General features: G+C 71.6%; 13 protein-coding genes. 9 read left to right on the plus strand and 4 right to left on the minus strand.

The window, feature by feature from the left end:
• Positions 1-47: 47 nt before the first annotated feature.
• Genes ACLQ2W_RS30865 through ACLQ2W_RS30875 form a run of 3 tightly spaced genes read left to right on the plus strand, consistent with a single transcriptional unit; the run spans position 48 to position 5,924 of the window.
• Entirely contained in the window at positions 48-3,338 is a 3,291-nt protein-coding gene (locus tag ACLQ2W_RS30865; RefSeq protein ID WP_425791023.1) for an MGH1-like glycoside hydrolase domain-containing protein, read from the plus strand.
• Between the two features lie 39 nt (positions 3,339-3,377).
• Complete coding sequence (locus ACLQ2W_RS30870) at positions 3,378-4,901, plus strand: family 43 glycosylhydrolase (protein WP_425791025.1); 1,524 nt, start codon at positions 3,378-3,380, stop codon at positions 4,899-4,901.
• 24 nt (positions 4,902-4,925) lie between these two features.
• Positions 4,926-5,924, plus strand: a complete 999-nt coding sequence (locus ACLQ2W_RS30875; RefSeq protein WP_425791027.1) for a LacI family DNA-binding transcriptional regulator — start codon at positions 4,926-4,928, stop codon at positions 5,922-5,924.
• A 1-nt stretch (position 5,925) separates the two neighbouring features.
• Here ACLQ2W_RS30875 and ACLQ2W_RS30880 read toward each other — a convergent pair whose 3' ends face one another.
• Genes ACLQ2W_RS30880 through ACLQ2W_RS30895 form a run of 4 tightly spaced genes read right to left on the minus strand, consistent with a single transcriptional unit; the run spans position 5,926 to position 10,942 of the window.
• Positions 5,926-7,848 carry a glycoside hydrolase family 127 protein gene (locus ACLQ2W_RS30880; RefSeq protein ID WP_425791029.1) on the minus strand — a complete coding sequence of 641 codons (1,923 nt, stop codon included), beginning with the start codon at positions 7,846-7,848 and terminating at the stop codon, positions 5,926-5,928.
• Positions 7,845-8,762 carry a carbohydrate ABC transporter permease gene (locus tag ACLQ2W_RS30885; RefSeq protein WP_425791031.1) on the minus strand — a complete coding sequence of 306 codons (918 nt, stop codon included), beginning with the start codon at positions 8,760-8,762 and terminating at the stop codon, positions 7,845-7,847. Before ACLQ2W_RS30885 ends, ACLQ2W_RS30880 begins: the two co-directional genes overlap by 4 nt.
• A gap of 2 nt (positions 8,763-8,764) precedes the next feature.
• Complete coding sequence (locus tag ACLQ2W_RS30890; RefSeq protein WP_425791033.1) at positions 8,765-9,643, minus strand: carbohydrate ABC transporter permease; 879 nt, start codon at positions 9,641-9,643, stop codon at positions 8,765-8,767.
• Positions 9,644-9,646: 3 nt separating this feature from the next.
• Positions 9,647-10,942, minus strand: coding sequence for an ABC transporter substrate-binding protein (locus tag ACLQ2W_RS30895; RefSeq protein ID WP_425791035.1), 1,296 nt, complete (start codon positions 10,940-10,942; stop codon positions 9,647-9,649).
• A 190-nt stretch (positions 10,943-11,132) separates the two neighbouring features.
• On the opposite strand from ACLQ2W_RS30895, the gene ACLQ2W_RS30900 reads away from it, so the two are divergent.
• The 6 genes from ACLQ2W_RS30900 to ACLQ2W_RS30925 all read left to right on the plus strand — a co-directional run bounded on the left by ACLQ2W_RS30900 (position 11,133) and on the right by ACLQ2W_RS30925 (position 18,589).
• A complete protein-coding gene (locus ACLQ2W_RS30900) occupies positions 11,133-12,419 on the plus strand; it encodes an ROK family transcriptional regulator (protein WP_425791037.1) in 1,287 nt (428 codons plus the stop codon).
• Positions 12,420-12,439: 20 nt separating this feature from the next.
• Positions 12,440-13,300, plus strand: coding sequence for a LacI family DNA-binding transcriptional regulator (locus ACLQ2W_RS30905; protein WP_425791039.1), 861 nt, complete (start codon positions 12,440-12,442; stop codon positions 13,298-13,300).
• A 75-nt stretch (positions 13,301-13,375) separates the two neighbouring features.
• Positions 13,376-14,914 (plus strand): cellulase family glycosylhydrolase, encoded by a 1,539-nt coding sequence (locus tag ACLQ2W_RS30910; RefSeq protein ID WP_425791041.1) that lies wholly within the window; start codon positions 13,376-13,378, stop codon positions 14,912-14,914.
• 9 nt (positions 14,915-14,923) lie between these two features.
• Positions 14,924-16,045 (plus strand): cellulose binding domain-containing protein, encoded by a 1,122-nt coding sequence (locus ACLQ2W_RS30915; protein WP_425791043.1) that lies wholly within the window; start codon positions 14,924-14,926, stop codon positions 16,043-16,045.
• A gap of 141 nt (positions 16,046-16,186) precedes the next feature.
• Complete coding sequence (locus tag ACLQ2W_RS30920; RefSeq protein ID WP_425791045.1) at positions 16,187-17,035, plus strand: HpcH/HpaI aldolase/citrate lyase family protein; 849 nt, start codon at positions 16,187-16,189, stop codon at positions 17,033-17,035.
• Positions 17,036-17,122: 87 nt separating this feature from the next.
• Positions 17,123-18,589 (plus strand): dihydroorotase, encoded by a 1,467-nt coding sequence (locus ACLQ2W_RS30925; RefSeq protein WP_425791047.1) that lies wholly within the window; start codon positions 17,123-17,125, stop codon positions 18,587-18,589.
• Positions 18,590-18,630 lie beyond the last annotated feature (41 nt).

An 18,630-nucleotide genomic window follows, 5' to 3' on the forward strand; every position in this document is an offset into this window, starting at 1 on the left:
CGGCGCTGTTCCCGTCCCCCGACAACGAAAGGTCTCGGTGAGCACCCATGGACACGTGGGCTTCTCCCGGAAATCCGTCCCCCGCCCGGGCCCGGCGGCTCGTCGGCGCGACGCTCGCCCTGGTGGTCGTGGCCGCGCTCACCCCGGTGACCGCGAGCCCGGCGCAGGCCGCGCAGCCCATCGGCTATCCCACCTTCGGCGGCCCGGCGGTTCCGCAGCCGCCGGTCGGTTACACCACCGGCAACATGATGCAGTCGATCTACGACGCGGAGAAGTCGGGCACCGACTTCTGGATCGACCGGCTCCTGTCCCGCTCCGGCGGTGGCGACCCGTCCGACGCCGACGGCGGGATCCTGATGACGCGCGGCCGGGCGCTGTTCATGAAGCAGCACAACCCGGCGGTGATCGGCTTCGGCGGCCGGGTGGCGTACTGGGAGAGCATCAGCGACGCCGCCGCCTACTCGATCGCGCTGAGCCCGGGGACGTTCACCGAGCAGAGCAGCCAGCGGTGGCAGGCGCCCAGCCACTGGCGCAGCGTGTACACCAGCGGCGCGGTGCAGGCCACCGTCACGAAGTTCATCACCGACAACAACGTCGCCGTGACCAACCTGTCCATCCGGAACACCGGCGCGGCGTCGACCACGCTCACCCTGCGGGCCACCTCGCCGTACGCGTCGTCCGGCAGCGGCACCGAGCTGACCGGGTCGACCGGGGTGAAGAACGGCCTCACCACGCTCACCACCCGACTCGCCGGTGACGGCTTCGCCGCCGCCGGCGGCGCGCTGACCCGCTCGATCACGATCGCCGCCGGCGCCACCGTGCAGACGAAGGTGGTCATGGGGTTCACCGCGCGGGAGATCCCGCAGTCGGCCACCGACTACGTCGCCTACCGCGACGCCACCCCCGACGCGGCCTTCACCACGCACGTCCGCGCGTACCACAAGTGGTGGGCCGACAACGTCCCCTACCTCGACGTGCCGGAACCGGCGATCAAGAAGAACATCTACTACCGCTGGTGGCTGATGCGCTTCAACCATCTCGACGCCAACATCCCGGGGCAGACGTTCCAGTTCCCGACGTCGGTGGAGGGCGCGCTGGGATACAACAACGCGATCGCGCTGACCCAGCCGATGCACATCGACGACCTGAAGTACCTCCGCGACCCGAAGTACGCCTACGGCGACTGGCTGTCGGTCGGCCAGGTCTCCCGGGGCGGCCGCTTCGTGGACAACCCCGGTGACCCGGAGAACTGGTCCAACAGCTACACCCAGTACATCGCCGAGGCGGCCTGGCGCAGCTACCAGCTCCACGGTGGCCAGCCCGCCATCGCCGCAACCCTGGCCCACTACGCCGAGGGCGACGTCAAGGGACAGCTCGGCTACTACGACCGCGACGGCAACGGCGTCATCGAGTACGACTGGGGCGCGCTGACCGGCAACGACGCCGATGCGGTCTCGTTCCACTGGCGATCCGGCAACCTGGACCGGGCCGAGGGCGCGTACCAGTACAGCGGCGCGCTGGCCGCCGCCCAGGCGTACGACGCGATCGGGAACTCCACCAAGGCAGCCGAGATGCGCGCCCTGGCCACCCGGATCCAGAACGCGATCGTCAGCGTGCTCTGGAACCCGGCGGACAACCTGCTGGAGCACCGGCACGTGGCCACCAACACGCACGTCCCGTGGAAAGAGATCAACAACTACTACCCGTACGCGGTCGGCCTGATGCCGACGACGGACCAGTACAAGCAGGCGCTGCGGCTGTTCGCCGACCCGGCGGAGTACCCGATCTTCCCGTTCTACACCGCCAACCAGCGGGACAAGGCCGCCGCCGCGGCCGCCGGCAACCCGGGCAGCAACAACTTCTCCACCATCAACTCGACCGTGCAGTTCCGGCTCTTCTCCTCGGTGCTGCGCAGGTACCCCAACCAGTGGATGAACGCCGAGGACTACAAGAAGCTGCTCTACTGGAACGTCTGGGCGCAGTACGTCGACGGCGACACCCGCTGGCCCGACGCCAACGAGTTCTGGGCCGACTGGAACCCGGGCAGCCGGCGCATCGACTACCGCTCCTGGATCCACCACAACATCCTGGGCAGCAGCAACTGGACCGTGATCGAGGACGTGGCCGGCCTGCGCCCCCGCAACGACAACAAGGTCGAGCTGTCACCCATCGCCATCGGCTGGCCCAACTTCACGGTCAACAACGTCCGCTACCGCAACAGCGACCTGACCATCGTCTGGGACGACCCGACCGACGGCGTGGTGAAGTACCCCGGCGTCCCCCAGGGCTACTCGATCTACCTCAACGGCAGCCGGGCCGTCACCGTCGACAAGCTGGTCCCGTTCGTCTTCGACCCGGCCGGAGGCACGGTCAGCTTCCCCGGCGCCACCGCCGCTGTCACCTTCAGCACCCCGGTGCCCGGCATGCGGGCCCCCAACCAGGTGGTGCTCAGCGACGCCAGCACCGTGGACCTGCTCGCCAAGGCCGGAGTGGACCTGACCGCCACCCTGCCCAACCTGGCCGCCGGCGCCACCGTGACGACATCGAGCACCGCGAGTGGCACCAGCCCCACCGCGGCGGTCGACGGCTACCCGACCAACGAGCCGTTCTGGGGCGCGGGCGGGTCCAACGCCCAGGACTGGTACGAACTCGACCTCGGTTCGGCGAAGACGGTGGACGAACTCCGGCTGTACGTCAAGGACAGCCGGCCGGCGAGCACCACCTACCGACCGCCGGCGTCGTACCAGGTCCAGTACCACGACGGCAGCGGCTGGGTGAACGTCACCGCGCAGGTCGGCACGCCGGCCACGCCGCAGGGCAACGACAACGACGTCCGGTTCACCGCCGTGACCGCGCAACGGATCCGGGTGTTGCTGACCCATGCGGCCGGTGCCCGGTCCGGCCTGACCGAGGTGCAGGCATACCGCCGGGGCGGCACCACGCCACCCCCACCGACCGGCGCCTCCTACGAGGCCGAGGCGACCGGCAACACGCTGTCCGGGCAGGCCGCGACGCGATCGTCGGCCGGCGCCTCCGGCGGCGCCCTGGTCGGCTACGTCGGCAACGGCACCGCCAACACGGTGCGGTTCAACAACATCACCGCGGACACGGCCGGCCCCCGCACGGTCGTCGTCTCCTACGCCTCGGGTGAGGCGAGGTCGATGCAGATCAGCGTCAACGGCGGCACCGCGGTCACCGTGAACGCCCCGAGCAGCGGCGGCTGGGACACCATCGCCACGGTTGCGGTGACCGTGAACCTGACCGCCGGAGCGAACACCCTCATCGTCGGCAACACCGCCGGCTGGGCGCCGGACCTCGACCGGATCCAGATCAGCTGAATTGCACGTCCCGTACCCCCACACCGAGAGGAATCCCGCATGGACCCGTCCCGGCACCCCCGCCGGCGCACCGGTGGGGCCGCCGCCGCGGTGCTGCTGGTCGCCGCGCTCCTGCCCCTGCTGTCCGCCGCTCCCGCCCAGGCCGTCAACGCCTTCGGCACCACCATCGTCAACCAGGCCAACGGAAACTGCGTCGAGGTGCCCGGCGGCGCCGCCACCAACGGGCGGCAACTCGTACAGGCCGGCTGCGGGGCCGGCGCCCGGCAGACCTTCACCGTCACGCCGGTGGCCGGCACGACCGACCGGTACACCATCACCACCCTCACCGCCGGTAGCTGCGTCGACATCTCCGGCGCCTCCACCGCCGACCACGCCGCGGTCATCCAGTACACCTGCCACGGCGGCGCCAACCAGCAGTTCCGGCTCGCGGCCAACGGCGCCGCCGGCATGGTGAACCTGGTCTCCGTCGCCAGCGGCAAGTGCGTCGCTCCGGCCAACGACGGTGGCGCGGCCGACACCGCGCTCGTCCAACTGCCCTGCACCACCGCCGCCAGCCGGACCTGGCGACTCACCGGCTATCCGGGTGGCGGACCGGACCCCAGCCCCAACACCTACGCCAACCCGATCAAGGCGAACGGGCCCGACCCGTGGCTGACCCACCACGAGGGCTACTACTATCTGGCCACCACGACCTGGAACAACACCGTCACGATGCGGCGGTCCCGGACGCTTGACGGACTCGCCGCAGCGGCCGACACCGTGCTGTTCACGCTCACCCGACCCAACGGCGCCGGCACCATGTGGGCGCCCGAGTTCCACCTGCTCGACGGCCCGAACGGCAAGCGCTGGTACCTCTACTACGTCGCCGGACGCCAGCCGTACGACCTGGGCACCCAACGCATCCACGTGCTGGAGAGCGCCGGCACCGACCCGATGGGGCCGTACACCTTCAAGGCCGACCTGCTGGACCCGACGGCCGACAACACCTGGGAGCTCGATCCCAGCGTCATGCGGCTCAACGGCAAGCTCTACCTGCTGGGCACCTACTACAACGGCGCACAGCCCAACTTCATCCGCGAGCTGAGCAACCCGTGGACCGCCGCCGGCACCCGGCACCTGCTCTCCACCGCCACCTACAGCTGGGAGACCGTCGGCGGCTCGGTCAACGAGGGCGCCGAGGTACTGCAACACAACGGAAAGACGTTCATCATCTTCTCCGCCAGCCACTGCAGCACGCCGGACTACAAGCTGGGCATGTTGACCTGGAACGGCGGTGACCCGCTCAACTCCTCGTCGTGGGTCAAGTCGCCGCAGCCGGTCTTCCAGCGCAGCGACGCCAACCGCGTGTACGGGCCCGGCCACAACGGGTTCTTCACGTCCCCGGACGGCACCGAGGACTGGATCGTCTACCACGCGAACAGCTCGGCCTCCGGGGGCTGCGACATGAACCGCAGTACCCGTGCGCAGAAGTTCACCTGGAACGCCGACGGCACACCCCATTTCGGCAGCCCGGTCGCCGCCGGGGTCCGGCTGCCGGCCCCGTCCGGCGAGCCGACCGGCTGACCCGGTCCCATGGGGCACTCGATCATGCGCGACGTCGCGCGACTGGCGGGGGTGTCGAACCAGACGGTCTCCCGGGTGCTGAACGCGCACCCGCACGTCCGGGACGACACCCGCCGCCGGGTGCTGGCGGCGGTCCAGGCGCTGGACTACCGCCGGAACCAGGCGGCCCGCACGCTTGTCACCCGCCGCTCCGGGACGCTGGGGATCATCGCGTACGAGAGCGCGCTGTACGGGCCGACCTCCATGCTGTACGCGATCGAGGGCGCGGCCCGCTCCGCCGGCTACTTCGTCAGCGTCGCCGGTCTGCGGAACCTCGACCGCCGCTCGGTGCTCGACGCCGTCGACCGGCTGCGCCAGCAGTCGGTCGAGGGGATCATCGCGATCGCCCCGAAGCCGGTCGTGGCCGGCGCGCTCGCGCAGGTGTCCGACGGCCTGGCGGTCGTCGGGGTGGGCGGCGGGCAGGACGAGGCGGTCCCGAGCGTCCAGATCGACAACGATGCCGGCGCCCGGCTGGCCACCCAGCACCTGCTCCGCCTGGGGCACACCACGGTGCACCACGTGGCCGGCCCGGCCGACTGGCCGGAGGCTACCGAGCGGGCCGACGGGTGGCGGGCCGCCCTGCACGCCGACGGTCGCCCGTCGCCGTACGCGGCGCCGGGGGCGTGGACCGCTCAGGCGGGCTACACGCAGGGCCGGCGGTTGGCCCTCGACCGGTCCGTGACGGCGATCTTCTGCGCCAGCGACCAGATCGCCCTGGGGGTGCTGCGCGCGCTGCACGAGGCGGGGCGGCGGGTGCCGGACGAGGTCAGCGTGGTGGGCTTCGACGACACGCCCGACGCGGAATACTTCCTGCCGCCGCTGACCACCGTACGGCAGGACTTCGCCGAACTCGGCCGGCGCAGCGTCGACCTGTTGCTGGCCCAGCTCGACGCCACGGGCCACCGGCCGACGCCCGAGCGCGTCCTCCTGATCCCCCGACTCGTCGTCCGGGCCAGCTCGGCGGCGTCCCCGCCGTCGAGCTGAGTCAGGCCACCGGCAGCCACACCCGCATCGTGGACGGCCCCCGACTCGCCCAGGTGTGGTACGCGACCAGCGGAACCTCGACCGGCGCCGGGCCCGCCTCGACGGGCCGGCCGGGCGGGCCACCGTAGGGCCAGTCGTGCTCGACCCGGTCGAGCTGCCGGCAGCACACCAGCACCCGGCCGGCGGCGTGCCGAGGCGGCCGGGTCGGATCGACGTGCAGATCCTCGACATTCGTGCCGGCGGGCAGATCCACCGACTCGACCGCGCACACCAGCGGGCCGCGCTCCACCGCCACGCATCCGCGGACCGCGTCGATGCGGGGGTCCGGATAGGTGAACCGGGGCTCCACCGGCAGGCTCAGGACGATCTCGTCGCCGCCGCGCCATCTCCGCCGCTCGATGACGTAGCCCGGATCCACCGGGCGGGTCCGCCCGTGGACGGTCAGCGTCGCGCCTCGTCCCGCCCAGTCCGGCACCCGCAACGACAGGGTCCAGGGACGCTCGTCGTCGCTGTCGATCCGCACCCGGATCCGGCCGTCGTCCGGGTAGTCGGTGGTGACGGTCACCCGCCGCTCACCGGAGTCCGGCGGGCGATGGACGACCGTCGCCGGGGCGTACTGGTGGATCTGGAGGCCCTCGTCGTCGGTGGTGGCCACGTACGACGCGAGGCTGGCCAGGATGCGCGCCACGTTCGTCGGGCAGCACGACACCTCGAACCAGGGCGCCCGTTGGGCCGCCTCGGCGCGGATGCTCGGCCGGTCGGTGTCGGGCGCGGCGCCGGGCTCGCGGCGGTGCAGCGGGTTGGTGTAGAAGAACGATCTGCCGTCGGCCGCCGGCGAGGCCGCGACCACGTTGAAGAGTGTGCGCTCGATGAGGTCGGCGCAGCCGGGGTCTCCGGAGGCGAGCAGCAGCCGCCAGGCCAGCATCACCGAGCCCACGGCCGCGCACGTCTCGGCGTACGCGCGATCGGGCGGCAGCGCCCAGTCGGCGCCGAACGCCTCGTCCTGGTGCCGGGAGCCCTGCCCGCCGGTGAGGTGGGTCCGCCGCGCCACCGCGGCGCGCCACTGGTGCCGCACCGCCTTCAGCAGCCCCGGGTCGTCGCGCTCGACGGCCACGTCCGCCGCCCCGCAGGCCAGGTAGTTGGCGCGCACCGCGTGCCCCCGCAGCACGGTCGCCTCGCGGACCGGCGTGTCGTCCTGGAAGTATTCCCGCCCCCACTCCACATCTCCCAGCCGGCCGTGACCCCGCCGGTCGAGGAAGATCGCCGCCTGGGCCAGGTAGCGGTCGTCGCCGGTGGTCCGGGCGAACTCGACCAGGGCGGTCTCGATCTCCGGGTGCCCGCACACCCCGTCGAGCCCGCCCGGCCCGAACGTGTCGCAGATGTTCGCGGCGACCCGCCGGGCGAGCCCCACCAGCCCGTCGTCGGCGTCCGGGCGGGTCCGGGCGCGGGCGACGGCCGCCTGAAGCAGGTGGCCGGCGCAGTACAGCTCATGGCCCTGTTGAAGGTCGGACCAGCGGGGTGGTTGGCCGCGGTGGCCGAATGCCGTGTTGAGGTAGCCGTCGGCGTCCTGGGCCCGCGCGATCCGGCCGACGACGCGGCGGAAGGTCCGCTCCAGGCTCGGGTCGCCGCCGCGCCCGATCTCCCACGCCATCGCTTCGAGGTACTTGTAGACCTCCGAGTCGGAGAACTCGCGTCCGCGGCGCGCGTCGACCGGGTCGCCGGCGGCGATCAGGTCGAAGTTGCCGAGCCAGCCCTCCCGCTCCAGCCAGTGCCCGATGTGCGGCAGGCTGGCGTCCGCGTTGACCGACTGGCGCCGGGCCCAGAAACCTCCGGTGATCCGCACCTCACCGATGCCGAGTGGCCGCCACCGCCCGCGGGTCGGTCGGACGGGTGACGCCGTGGGCACGCCGACCACCATGCTCATCCCTTCAGCGCGCCGGACATGAAGCCGCGCACGTAGTGTCGTTGGAGCAGCAGGAACAGCAGGACACACGGCAGGGCGAGCACGACGACGCCCGCTTCGGTCGCGCCGTAGTCGACGACGCCCTGAACCTGGCCCCGGAGGTTGGCCACGGCGAGCGGCAGGGTCATCCGGTCGGAGTCGTTGATGAGGATCAGCGGCGCCATGAAGTCGTTCCACGAGGCGAGGAACGCGAACAGTCCCACCGTGATCAGCCCGGGTCTCACCGCCGGGAGGAGCACCCGGCGCAACGCGCCGAACGACGAGCACCCGTCGACCATCGCCGCCTCGTCGAGTTCGCGCGGCACCGCCTCGAAGGAGATCCGCATCAGGAACGTGGCGAACGGCAGTTGGAACATGGTGAGCACGAGCGCGACGCCGACCAGCGAGTTCTGCAACCCGACCCGGTTCAGCAGCACGTAGAGCGGGATGAGCAGGGTCGCGTACGGCACCATCAGGATGGCGAGGGTCAGCAGGAAGAGCGCGTTGCGGCCGGGGAAGCGGAACCGCGCGAACGCGTAGCCGCCCAGCAGGGAGACCGTCAGGGTGAGCGCGACCGTCAGGAGCGTCACCAGCGTGGAGTTGGCGAGGTAGCGCCAGACGCCGGCCTGGTAGCCACCGAGGGTCTCGTAGTTGCCGAACCCCCAGCCGTGCGTCTGGTTCGTGCCCGGGTGCGGGGAGACCGACGCCACCGCCGTCCAGACCAGCGGAAAGATGAAGATCAGCGCCAACGCGCCGGTGAACACCCAGTACGGGGTGCGCAGCGCCACCCCGGCGACGGTGAGACCGGCCGGGCGGCGCGGTCCGGCCGGCGCCCGGCCGGGATGCCGGGGCGGTCCGCCCGGGGTGGCCCGGGCGGACCGGGAGTCGACGGCCATGATCAGTGCTCCTCGGGCCGGAAGGCGCGCAGTTGCAGCGCGTTGAGCAGCACCAGGGCGAGCAGCACCAGGACCGACAGCGCGGCGGCGACCCCGAGGTCGTTCTGGCCCTGGAACGCGATCAGGTAGATCAGTTGGACCACGGTGACGGTGCTGTTGTCCGGGCCGCCCTTGGTGAGGAGGTAGAACTGTTCGAAGGCGAGCAGGGAACCGGTCACGCAGAGCACTGTCGTCAGCGCGAGCGTCGGGCGCAGCAGCGGCAGGGTCACCCGTCGGAAGATCTGCCAGCGCCCGGCGCCGTCCGAACGCGCCGCCTCGAACACGTCCGCCGGGATGCTCTGCAGGCCGACCAGCATGAGCACCATGTAGAAGCCGGCGTAGCGCCAGACGACCAGGAACACCGTCGAGAGCAGCGCCGCGTTCGGCGAGCCGAGGAACGTCAGGTCCAGCCGGCGCATCAGGGGCGCGAACGGGCTGGCGTACGGCGAGTAGAGCACGTAGAACAGCAGGGACGCCGAAGCCAGCCCGAGCGCGCTGGGAATGAGGAAGGACGCGCGCAGCAGGTTGTTCCAGCGGCTGGACTCCTGCACGAGCAGCGCCATCCCCAACCCGAGCGCGATCAGCAGCACGGTGGCGAGCAGCGTGTACTTGACGGTGAAGATGACCGAGTCGTCGAAGAAGCGGTGGCTCACCGCCCGGGTGAGGTTGTCCGGCGCGTTCAGCCCCTGGTTCCCGGCCAGCAGCGGCCACCGCGACGCCGCCATCCTGAACACCAGCAGCAGCGGCAGGACGAACAGCGCCACGACGAACACCGTGGTGGGCGCGGCGTACAGCCAGCCGAGCAGGCGGGATCGGCGGCGTCCCGGCGCGTTGGTCTGCATGTTCTACTGCTTCAGCACGGCGGTGATCTGGTCGTTCTGCTTCCGGATGTCGCCGCCACCCTGAAGGACCTGGCTACGGACCAGAGCCAGCCACGGACTGCCCGGGGCGTTGAAGGCCTGTTGGAAGTTCAACGCGACCGGGGTGTCTCCCCGGCCGGCCACCTGGTTGATGGTGACCAGGCGAGGATCCTGCGCGGCATACCTGTTGTTCGCCAGGTCGGCGCGGGACACCACGTCCTTGTTCTTCGCCAGCACCTCGACCTGGGCCTGCTCCGACATCATCCAGTTCAGGAAGTTCCAGGCCTGGGCCGACTTCCTGGAGTCCTTCGACACGCCGATGCCGTCGCCGCCGACGAACGTCGACGTCCCGCCGTCCGGGCCGGGAATGCCGGCCACCCCCACGTCGAACGGTGTCGAGGAGAGCAGCGTCGCGGGGTAGAACATCAGGCCGACCTTGCCCTCGGTGAAGGCGGCGGTCCAGGTCGGGCCGGTCTCACCCGCCGAGGACGGCAGGACCGCCCCGGAGCGCCACAGCTCCGCCCAGGTGCGGAACACCTGCCGCGCGGTGTCACCGGCGAGTTCGGACGTGGCCCCGCCGGTGCCGAGCACCTCGCCACCGGCCGCCCAGATCGACGGGAACCAGGTGAATGCCAGGCAGCCGCCGCAGTTGAGGCCGGTGGCGGTGCCGTAGACGCCGTCCTTCCCGATCGCCTGGACGGCCCTGGCGGCCGTGGCGTACTCGGTAAGGCTGGCCGGTGCCTTCTCCGGATCGAGGCCGGCCTCGGTGAACAGCTTCTTGTTCCAGAACAGCATCGACAGGTCGAGCACGAACGGCAGCACGTGCTCCCTGCCGTCCCGGGTACCGGCGGCGAGGTGGCCCTTGTTGACGGCGTCCTTGAAACCGAGGCCGTCGATGTTGGTGGTCAGATCCCGGAACAGGCCCTGACTCACCCAGTTCGGCACGTACACGATGTCCGCGGCGAACAGGTCCGGGAGGTTGTCGGAGCCGGCCGCCGCGCCCACCTTGGCGACATAGTCGTCGTTGGGGACGACGGTCAGCTCGACCTTGTTCCGGTGACCGGCGTTGTACGCCTCGACCAGGAGTTTCGCCTGTTTCTCCAGCGGTGCCCGGGTCCACAGGGTCAGCTTGCTGCCGTCGTCGATCCCGTTCGCGCCGGCCTGGGCCAGCCCTTGGTCGTCGCCGCCGTCGTCACCGCACGCCACCGCGCCGAGCACCAGCACCGCCGACATGACCGCGGCCAGCATCCGTCGGCGGCGCAGACCCGGTGTGGTTGTCATGTCGGCCTCCGTTGTCTGAAGGAGCCGGCGTCCGGGACCGGAACGCTCCCCGAAAACCTTTTCGGGGAGAATTCTCGACGCCTATTTAGGCGGGTGTCAATACCTTGACGACCTCGGGCACCGCCCCGGGCATCGGGATCGCTGTATGATTCGCTCGGCCGACCGACCGACCAGCCGTGGCAGTGAAGCAGTGAGCGAACCAGCAACGAGCAAGCCGCATACGAGCAGCAAGTCAGTCGTTCTCGACGCGATCCGGGCGGCCGGGACGATCAGTCGGGTCGGCCTGATCAAGGCCACCGGTTTCACCGCGCCGACGATCTCCACCCTCGTCCGCAAGCTCATCAACGAAGGCCTGGTGGTCGAGACCGGGCACGCCAAGTCGACCGGGGGCAAGCGGCGGGTGCTGCTCCAGCTCGACCACACGTCCCGGTACGCCGTCGGCGTGCACCTGGACCACGGCGTCATCACGTACGCCCTGACCAACCTCGGCGGAACGGTGGTAGCCCGGATCTCCCGGCCGGGCGCCGGCGCGGACGAGCCGGCGGCCGTCGTGGCGCGGATCGCCACCGCGATAGCCGCGCTGATCGACGGCGTCGGGGTGGAGCGGGCCCGGGTCCTCGGCGTCGGTCTGGTCTTCCCCGGCCCGGTCGGCCCGGCCCGGGGCATCGGTGGTCCACCGGACGCGGGGCTCGCCCCCGTGATGCGGCAGTGGACCGGCTTCCCGCTGGGCGCCGCGCTGGAGCGGGTCACGGCGCTGCCGGTGGTGCTGGACAACGATTCGACAGCGGCGGCCCTCGGTGAGCACTGGACGGGCGGATTCGGCGCCGCGACGTCGGCCGCCGCGCTCTACATGGGCACCGGCATCGGCGCCGGCCTGGTCATCGGCGGCGTCACCTACCGGGGTCCGAGCGGCAACGTCGGCGAGCTCGGACACGTGTGCGTGTCCGCCGACGGTCCCCGTTGCTGGTGCGGCGCCCGCGGGTGCGTGGAGGCGCTGGCCGGGCCGGCCGCGGTGGTCGCCGCCGCCCGATCGGACCCGGCCGCGGCCCGGGCGGTGGGTCTCACCGCGAGCGCCGGACGACCGTCGGTGATCGCCGACTTCGCCGCGATCAGCCGCGCCGCCCGCCGGGGCGAACCGCACGCACTGGTGTTGCTGGAGCGTTCGGCCCGGCAGGTGGGCGTGGCCGCCCGGACGCTGGCGAACCTCATGGACCTCGAGGTGCTCGTGCTCACCGGGCCGAGTCTGGCCGCCGCCGGCTCGGTCTACCTCCCGATCGTCCGGCACGAACTGCGCGCGTCCTTCTCCCGTGGCACGCACACCGTCGACGTACGGCTCTCCCGGTCCGCCGCCACGGCATCGGCCGTCGGAGCCGCCGCACTGGTCCTCGAATCCGAGTTGGTTCCGTTGAGTCACGGTCCACGCCCACTCGAGCAGGTGGCCGACGAGCGGGCACGGCTCACCGAATCGGCCAGTTGACGAAACCGGGGGCGTGCGAAATGGACGATGCGTGGGGGACGAGCGCGGTGGGCCTGGTGCTCGCCCGGCCGCCCCGCCTGCTCGGCACCGAGCCGTTCTTCATGGAGTTCATCGCGGGCATCGAGGAGCGGCTCGCCGCACACGGCCGGTCGGTGCTGCTGCACGTCGTCGCCGACCAGGCGGCCGAGATCGCCGCGTACCGTCGGTGGGCGCGGCAGCGGCTGGTCGACGCGGTCGTGCTGGTGAACCCGTCGGTCGACGACGGCCGGCCAGCGGTGCTGCGGGAGCTTCGCCTGCCCGTCGTGGTGACTGGCGAGCCGACCCGGGGGGCCCTGGCGGTGCGCCGGGACGACGTCGGATCGATGCGGGCGGCATTGGCGCACCTGGTCGATCTCGGGCATCGCCGGATCGCCCGGATCAGCGGACCGGGTACGCTCCTGCACACCCGGGCCCGCACGGCCGCCATGCTGGCGGCCGCGGCCGACGCCGCCGTCGAGGCCGTCGTCGTGGAGGGCGACTACTCGGAGGAGGCCGGGGCCAAGCTCACCGCCGAACTGCTGGCCGGGGTCGAGCCGCCCACCGCGATCATCTACGACAACGACCTGATGGCGGTCGCCGGCCTGCTCGCGATCAAAGAGTCGGGCCGCCGGGTTCCCGGCGACGTCAGCCTGATCGCCTGGGACGACTCCAGCCTCTGCCGTCTGGCCTCCCCCGCACTTACCACGATGAGCCTCGATGTGCACACGTTCGGCGAACTGGTCGGCGAGTCCGTGCTGCGGCTGGTCAACGGCGAGCCGGTGCCGGAACGGTGGTGCGCGACCGAGACCGTGGTCGCCCGGGAGACGACGGCCGCGCCGAGTGGATTGCATCGATCAGCTTGACTTAGTGAGGCGAATAAACAAAGCTCCGAGACGCGCTCCCATCGACGCTCCCCTCTATTGCCTAGGAGAGCATCCATGACACGTCCTCATGCCCTGCTGGCGTCGGCGGCAGCCGGCACCCTGGTGGCCACCAGCCTGCTGGCGGTCACGCTGCCCGCCTCGGCCGCGACCACCGGCTGCGCGGTCACCTACACCGTGCAGAGCCAGTGGACCGGCGGGTTCAGCGGCAACGTCGCCATCACCAATCTCGGTTCCGCGCTCACGAGCTGGAATCTGACGTTCGACTTCCCCAACGCCAACCAGCGGGTCACCCAGGGCTGGAGCGCCACCTGGTCGCAGTCCGGCGCGCGGGTGTCGGCGGCCAGTCTGAGCTGGAACGGCTCGCTGGGCACCGGCGGGTCGACCACGATCGGCTTCAACGGGTCGTGGAGCGACGCGAACCCCGTACCCACCTCGTTCGCGCTCAACGGCACGACCTGCACCGGCGCGGTCACGACGCCGTCCCCGACGACGCCCACCGGCCCACCGACCAGCACGCCGCCGACCACCACGCCACCGCCGACCACGCCGCCGCCGACCACGCCGCCGCCGGGCGGCGCCGCGCCCAGCCTCCGGGTCTCCGGCAACAAACTGGTGACGGCGGGCGGCGCCACCTACCGCCTGCTCGGCGTCAACCGGGCCAGCGGGGAGTTCGCCTGCGTGCAGGGCAAGGGCATGTGGGACAGCGGTCCGGTCGACCAGGCCTCGGTCGACGCGATGAAGGCCTGGCACATCCGGGCGGTCCGGATCCCGCTCAACGAGGACTGCTGGCTGGGCCTCTCCGGCTCACCCAGCGGACCCGCCTACCAGCAGGCCGTCAAGGACTACGCGAACCTGCTGGTCGCCAACGGGATCAACCCGATCCTCGACCTGCACTGGACCCACGGGCAGTACACCGGCAACATCTCGGCCTGCGCCGACGTGAACGCCACCTGTCAGAAGCCCATGCCCAGCCGGCAGTACACGCCGCAGTTCTGGACCGGGGTGGCCAACGCGTTCAAGGGCAACGACGCGGTGCTGTTCGACCTGTTCAACGAGCCCTACCCGGACGCCGCCAACAACTGGTCGGACATGGCGGCCGCGTGGCGGTGCCTGCGCGACGGCGGCGCCTGCACCGGCATCGACTACCCGGTGGCCGGCATGCAGGACCTGGTCGACGCGGTACGCGCCACCGGCGCCACCAACGTATTGCTGGTGCCGGGCCTGACCTGGACCAACGACCTGACCCAGTGGCTGACCCACAAGCCGACGGACCCGCGTGGCAACATCGTCGCCTCGTGGCACTCGTACAATTTCAACGCCTGTGTCACCGAGACCTGCTGGGACACCCAGATCGCCCCGGTGGCCGCGCAGGTGCCGGTGCACGCCGGCGAGATCGGTCAGGACACCTGCGCCCACGACTACATCGACCGGCTGATGACCTGGCTGGACCGCAACCGGCTGGGCTACACCGCATGGACCTGGAACCCGTGGGGATGCAGCGGCGGAAACGTGCTCATCGAGGACTACAACGGCACGCCGACCCGCAGCTACGGCGAGGGCTACCGCGCCCACCTGCTCACCGTGACGCCGTAGGGAACCCCGATGTCGCGACAATCCCTTCGGTACGCCGTGCTCGCCGCGATCACCACGGTCCTGGCGTTCACGGTGGCGTTCCCCGGCTCCCCGGTACGGTCCGCACCGCACCGGTCGTCGGCGGCGGCGCCGATCAGGATCATGCCGCTCGGTGACTCGATCACCGCCGGCCCCGGCTGCTGGCGCGCCCTGCTCTGGAACCAGTTGCGGACCGCCGGCTACTCCAACATCGATTTCGTCGGCAGCACCTCCGACGGCGGAAGCTGCAACTACGGCTTCTCCTACGACGCCGACCACGAGGGTCACGGCGGTTTCTCCGCGGTCGGCATCGCCGACAACAACCAGCTCCCGCCCTGGCTGAACGCGGCCCGGCCGGACGTCGTCGTGATGCACCTCGGCACGAACGACCTCTGGGGCGGCTGGCAGTCGATGGACACGATCCTCGCCGCGTTCACCAAGCTGGTCGGCCAGATGCGGGCGAACAACCCGAGCATGAGGATCGTCGTGTCGCAGATCATCCCGCACCACGGCTGCGACACCTGCCCCGCCGACACCGTCACGCTCAACAACCGGATCCCCGGCTGGGCCGCCGGTCTCACCACCGCCCAGTCACCCATCGTCGTGGTGGACCAGTGGACCGGCTTCGACGCGGCCACCGACACCGGCGACGGGGTACACCCGAACGACTCGGGCTTCCGGAAGATGGCCGACCGCTTCCAACCCGCGCTCGCGCGGGTGCTCGGCGGCACCGTCCCGCCCACCCCGACGCCGGGCCCGACCCTCTCGGTCACCCCGGCACCGTCACCGTCGACCCCGCCGCCCGGCATCGGGCGGTGCACGGCGATGTACCGGACGGTCTCCCAGTGGGCCGGCGGCTTCCAGGGCGAGGTGAGCGTCCGCAACGACACGGCGGCGGCCACCACGGCGTGGACCGCGACGGTGAGCCTCGGCAGCGGCCGGCAGGTCACGCAGTCCTGGAACGCCACGGTCACGCAGTCGGGCGCGACCGCCACCGCGCGGAATCTGGGCTGGAACGGCGGCCTGGCACCGGGTGGCTCGACCAGCTTCGGCTTCCTGGCGTCCTCGACCGGTGACAATCCGGCGCCGGTGGTCGGCTGCACGGTCGGCTGATCTGCCGCCGGGTGTGGGCGCGGCGACGACGGCCGCGCCCACACCCGGCCCGACACCGGTTGGCCAGCAACGAGCAGGCCGCGCGCTGTGCCGCGGCCCGACCGGGATAGATTGGAACACCGTTCCAATCGAGGAGGCATCATGGTGTCCCGGTCCTGGCTCTACGTCCCCGGCCACTCCCGCCGAATGCTCGACAAGGCCGCCGGCGTCGGGGCCGACGCGATCATCGCGGACCTGGAGGACGCGGTGCCGGCGGCGCAGCGGCCGACCGCCCGTTCGGTGGTCGCCGACTGGCTCGACTCCGGCGCCGCCGGCGCCGCCGACGCCTGGGTACGGGTCTCGCCGGACGCCCTCGAGGAGGATCTGCGGGCGGCGGTCCGCCCCGGCCTCACCGGCGTGGTGGTGGCGAAGGTGGACGGGCCGTCCCTGTTGACCCGCCTCGACGCCCTGCTCAGCGTGCTGGAGAGCGAGCGCGGTCTGCCGGCCGGACGGATCGCCGTCTCACCCCGGCTGGAGTCCGCGCGCGGGCTCCGACAGATCGACGCCGTCGCCGCCGCGCCCCGGGTGTTGCTGCTCGGTCTCGGCGAGGCGGATCTCAGCGCCGACCTGGGCCTGCGTCCCGGCCCGGACGGGTGGGAACTGCTCCCGGCCCGGTTCGAGGCGGTCGTCGCCTCGGCCGCCGCCGGGCTGGCCGCACCGGTCGGCCCGGCCACCGTGAACTACCGGGACACCGAGAAGCTGCGAGCCGGCACCGAGGCCCTGCGCCGGCTCGGCTTCTCCGGGCGGACGGCGATCCATCCCCACCAGGTGCCGGTGATCAACGAGGTCTTCACGCCGACCGCCGAGGAGGTGGCCGAGGCCGAGCGGGTCATCGCCGCGTACGCCGAGGGGGGCGGTGGGGCGGCGGCGGTGGACGGCACCGGAACGATGGTGGACGAGGCGGTCGCCCGTTCGGCCCGGGCGGTGCTGGTCCGCGCGCGCCGACAGTAACCATCATTTCGTTCCGCTGGACGGATCGCTGTTGCGCTCAGCGGTCCGCCGGGCTTAGCCTGTGGCCACCGGCAAGGAGGTAGCCCCATGGCTTATGACCTGCTCATCGTCAACGCGCGGGCGGTACGCCCGGGCGAGGACGAGCCCGTACCAGCATCCATCGCGGTCCGGTCGGGCCAGATCGCGGCCATCGGGCCGGACCTCTCCCCCGCCGACGCGCACGAGGTGGTCGACGCCGGCGGCCGACTGGCCTTCCCCGGCGCGGTCGACGGACACCAGCACTGGGGCATCTACAACCCGCTCGACGTCGACACCGCCAGCGAGTCGCGGGCGTCGGCGCAGGGCGGCGTCACCACCGGGCTGACCTACATGCGGACCGGGCAGTACTACCTGAACCGGGGCGGCAGCTACGCCGAGTTCTTCCCCGAGGTGCTGCGCCTGGCCGAGGGCCGGGCCTTCGTCGACTACGCCTTCCACCTCGCCCCCATGCAGGCCGGCCACATCGACGAACTCGGCACGCTGGTCGACGAGTTCGGGGTCAGCTCGTTCAAGATCTTCATGTTCTACGGTTCGCACGGCCTGCACGGTCGCTCCACCGACCAGTCGTCGTTCCTGATGACCCCGCCCGGTGAGCGGTACGACCTGGCGCACTTCGAGTTCGTCATGCGCGGCGTGCAGCGGATCCGGGAGGAGCGGCCCGAACTGGCCGACGGCATCAGCCTGTCGCTGCACTGCGAGACCGCCGAGATCATGGCGGCCTACTCGAAGCTGGTGGAGGAGGCCGGGGAGCTGAAGGGGCTGGCCGCCTACAGCGCGTCCCGGCCGGCGCACTCGGAGGGGCTCGCGATCACCATCGCCTCCTACCTGGCCCACGAGACCGGCCTGCCGGCGATCAACCTGCTGCACCTGTCCGGTGCGAAGGCGATGGAGTCCGCGCTGCGGATGGCCGCCGCCTTCCCGCACGTGGACTTCCGCCGCGAGGTCACCATCGGGCACCTGATCGCCACCTACGACACCGCCGCCGGCCTCGGCGGCAAGGTGAACCCTCCGCTGCGTGCCGAGGCCGACCGGCAGGCGCTCTGGCGGGCGGTGCTCGCCGGGCAGGTCGACTGGGTGGTCTCCGACCACGCCTGCTGCCGGGACGAGACGAAGTTCGGCACCGACCGGGACGACGTCTTCGTGGCGAAGTCCGGGTTCGGCGGGGCCGAGTACCTGCTCCCGGCCCTGATCACCGAGGGCCGGCGGCAGGGGCTGCCGTTGGGCCGGGTCGCCGAGCTGGTCTGCGCCAATCCGGCGAAGCGCTACGGGCTGTGGCCGCGCAAGGGGGACCTGGCGGTGGGCTTCGACGCGGACATCGTCCTGGTCGACCCGGACCGCACCTGGACGGTGACCGCCGAGGCGAGCGAGTCCACCCAGGAGTACACCCCGTTCGAGGGGTTCGAGCTGACCGCCCGGGTCGACGACGTGTGGCTGCGCGGGCACCGCATCCTCCGCGACGGCGCGGTGGTCGGCACCCCGCGCGGCGAGTACCTGCGCCGCCCGGTCAGCCGCTAGGCCGCGCCCGCCACCGCGCCCCTCACCCGGTGGGTGAGGGG

Source organism: Micromonospora sp. DT227, from assembly GCF_049841835.1.
Taxonomy (GTDB): domain Bacteria; phylum Actinomycetota; class Actinomycetes; order Mycobacteriales; family Micromonosporaceae; genus Micromonospora.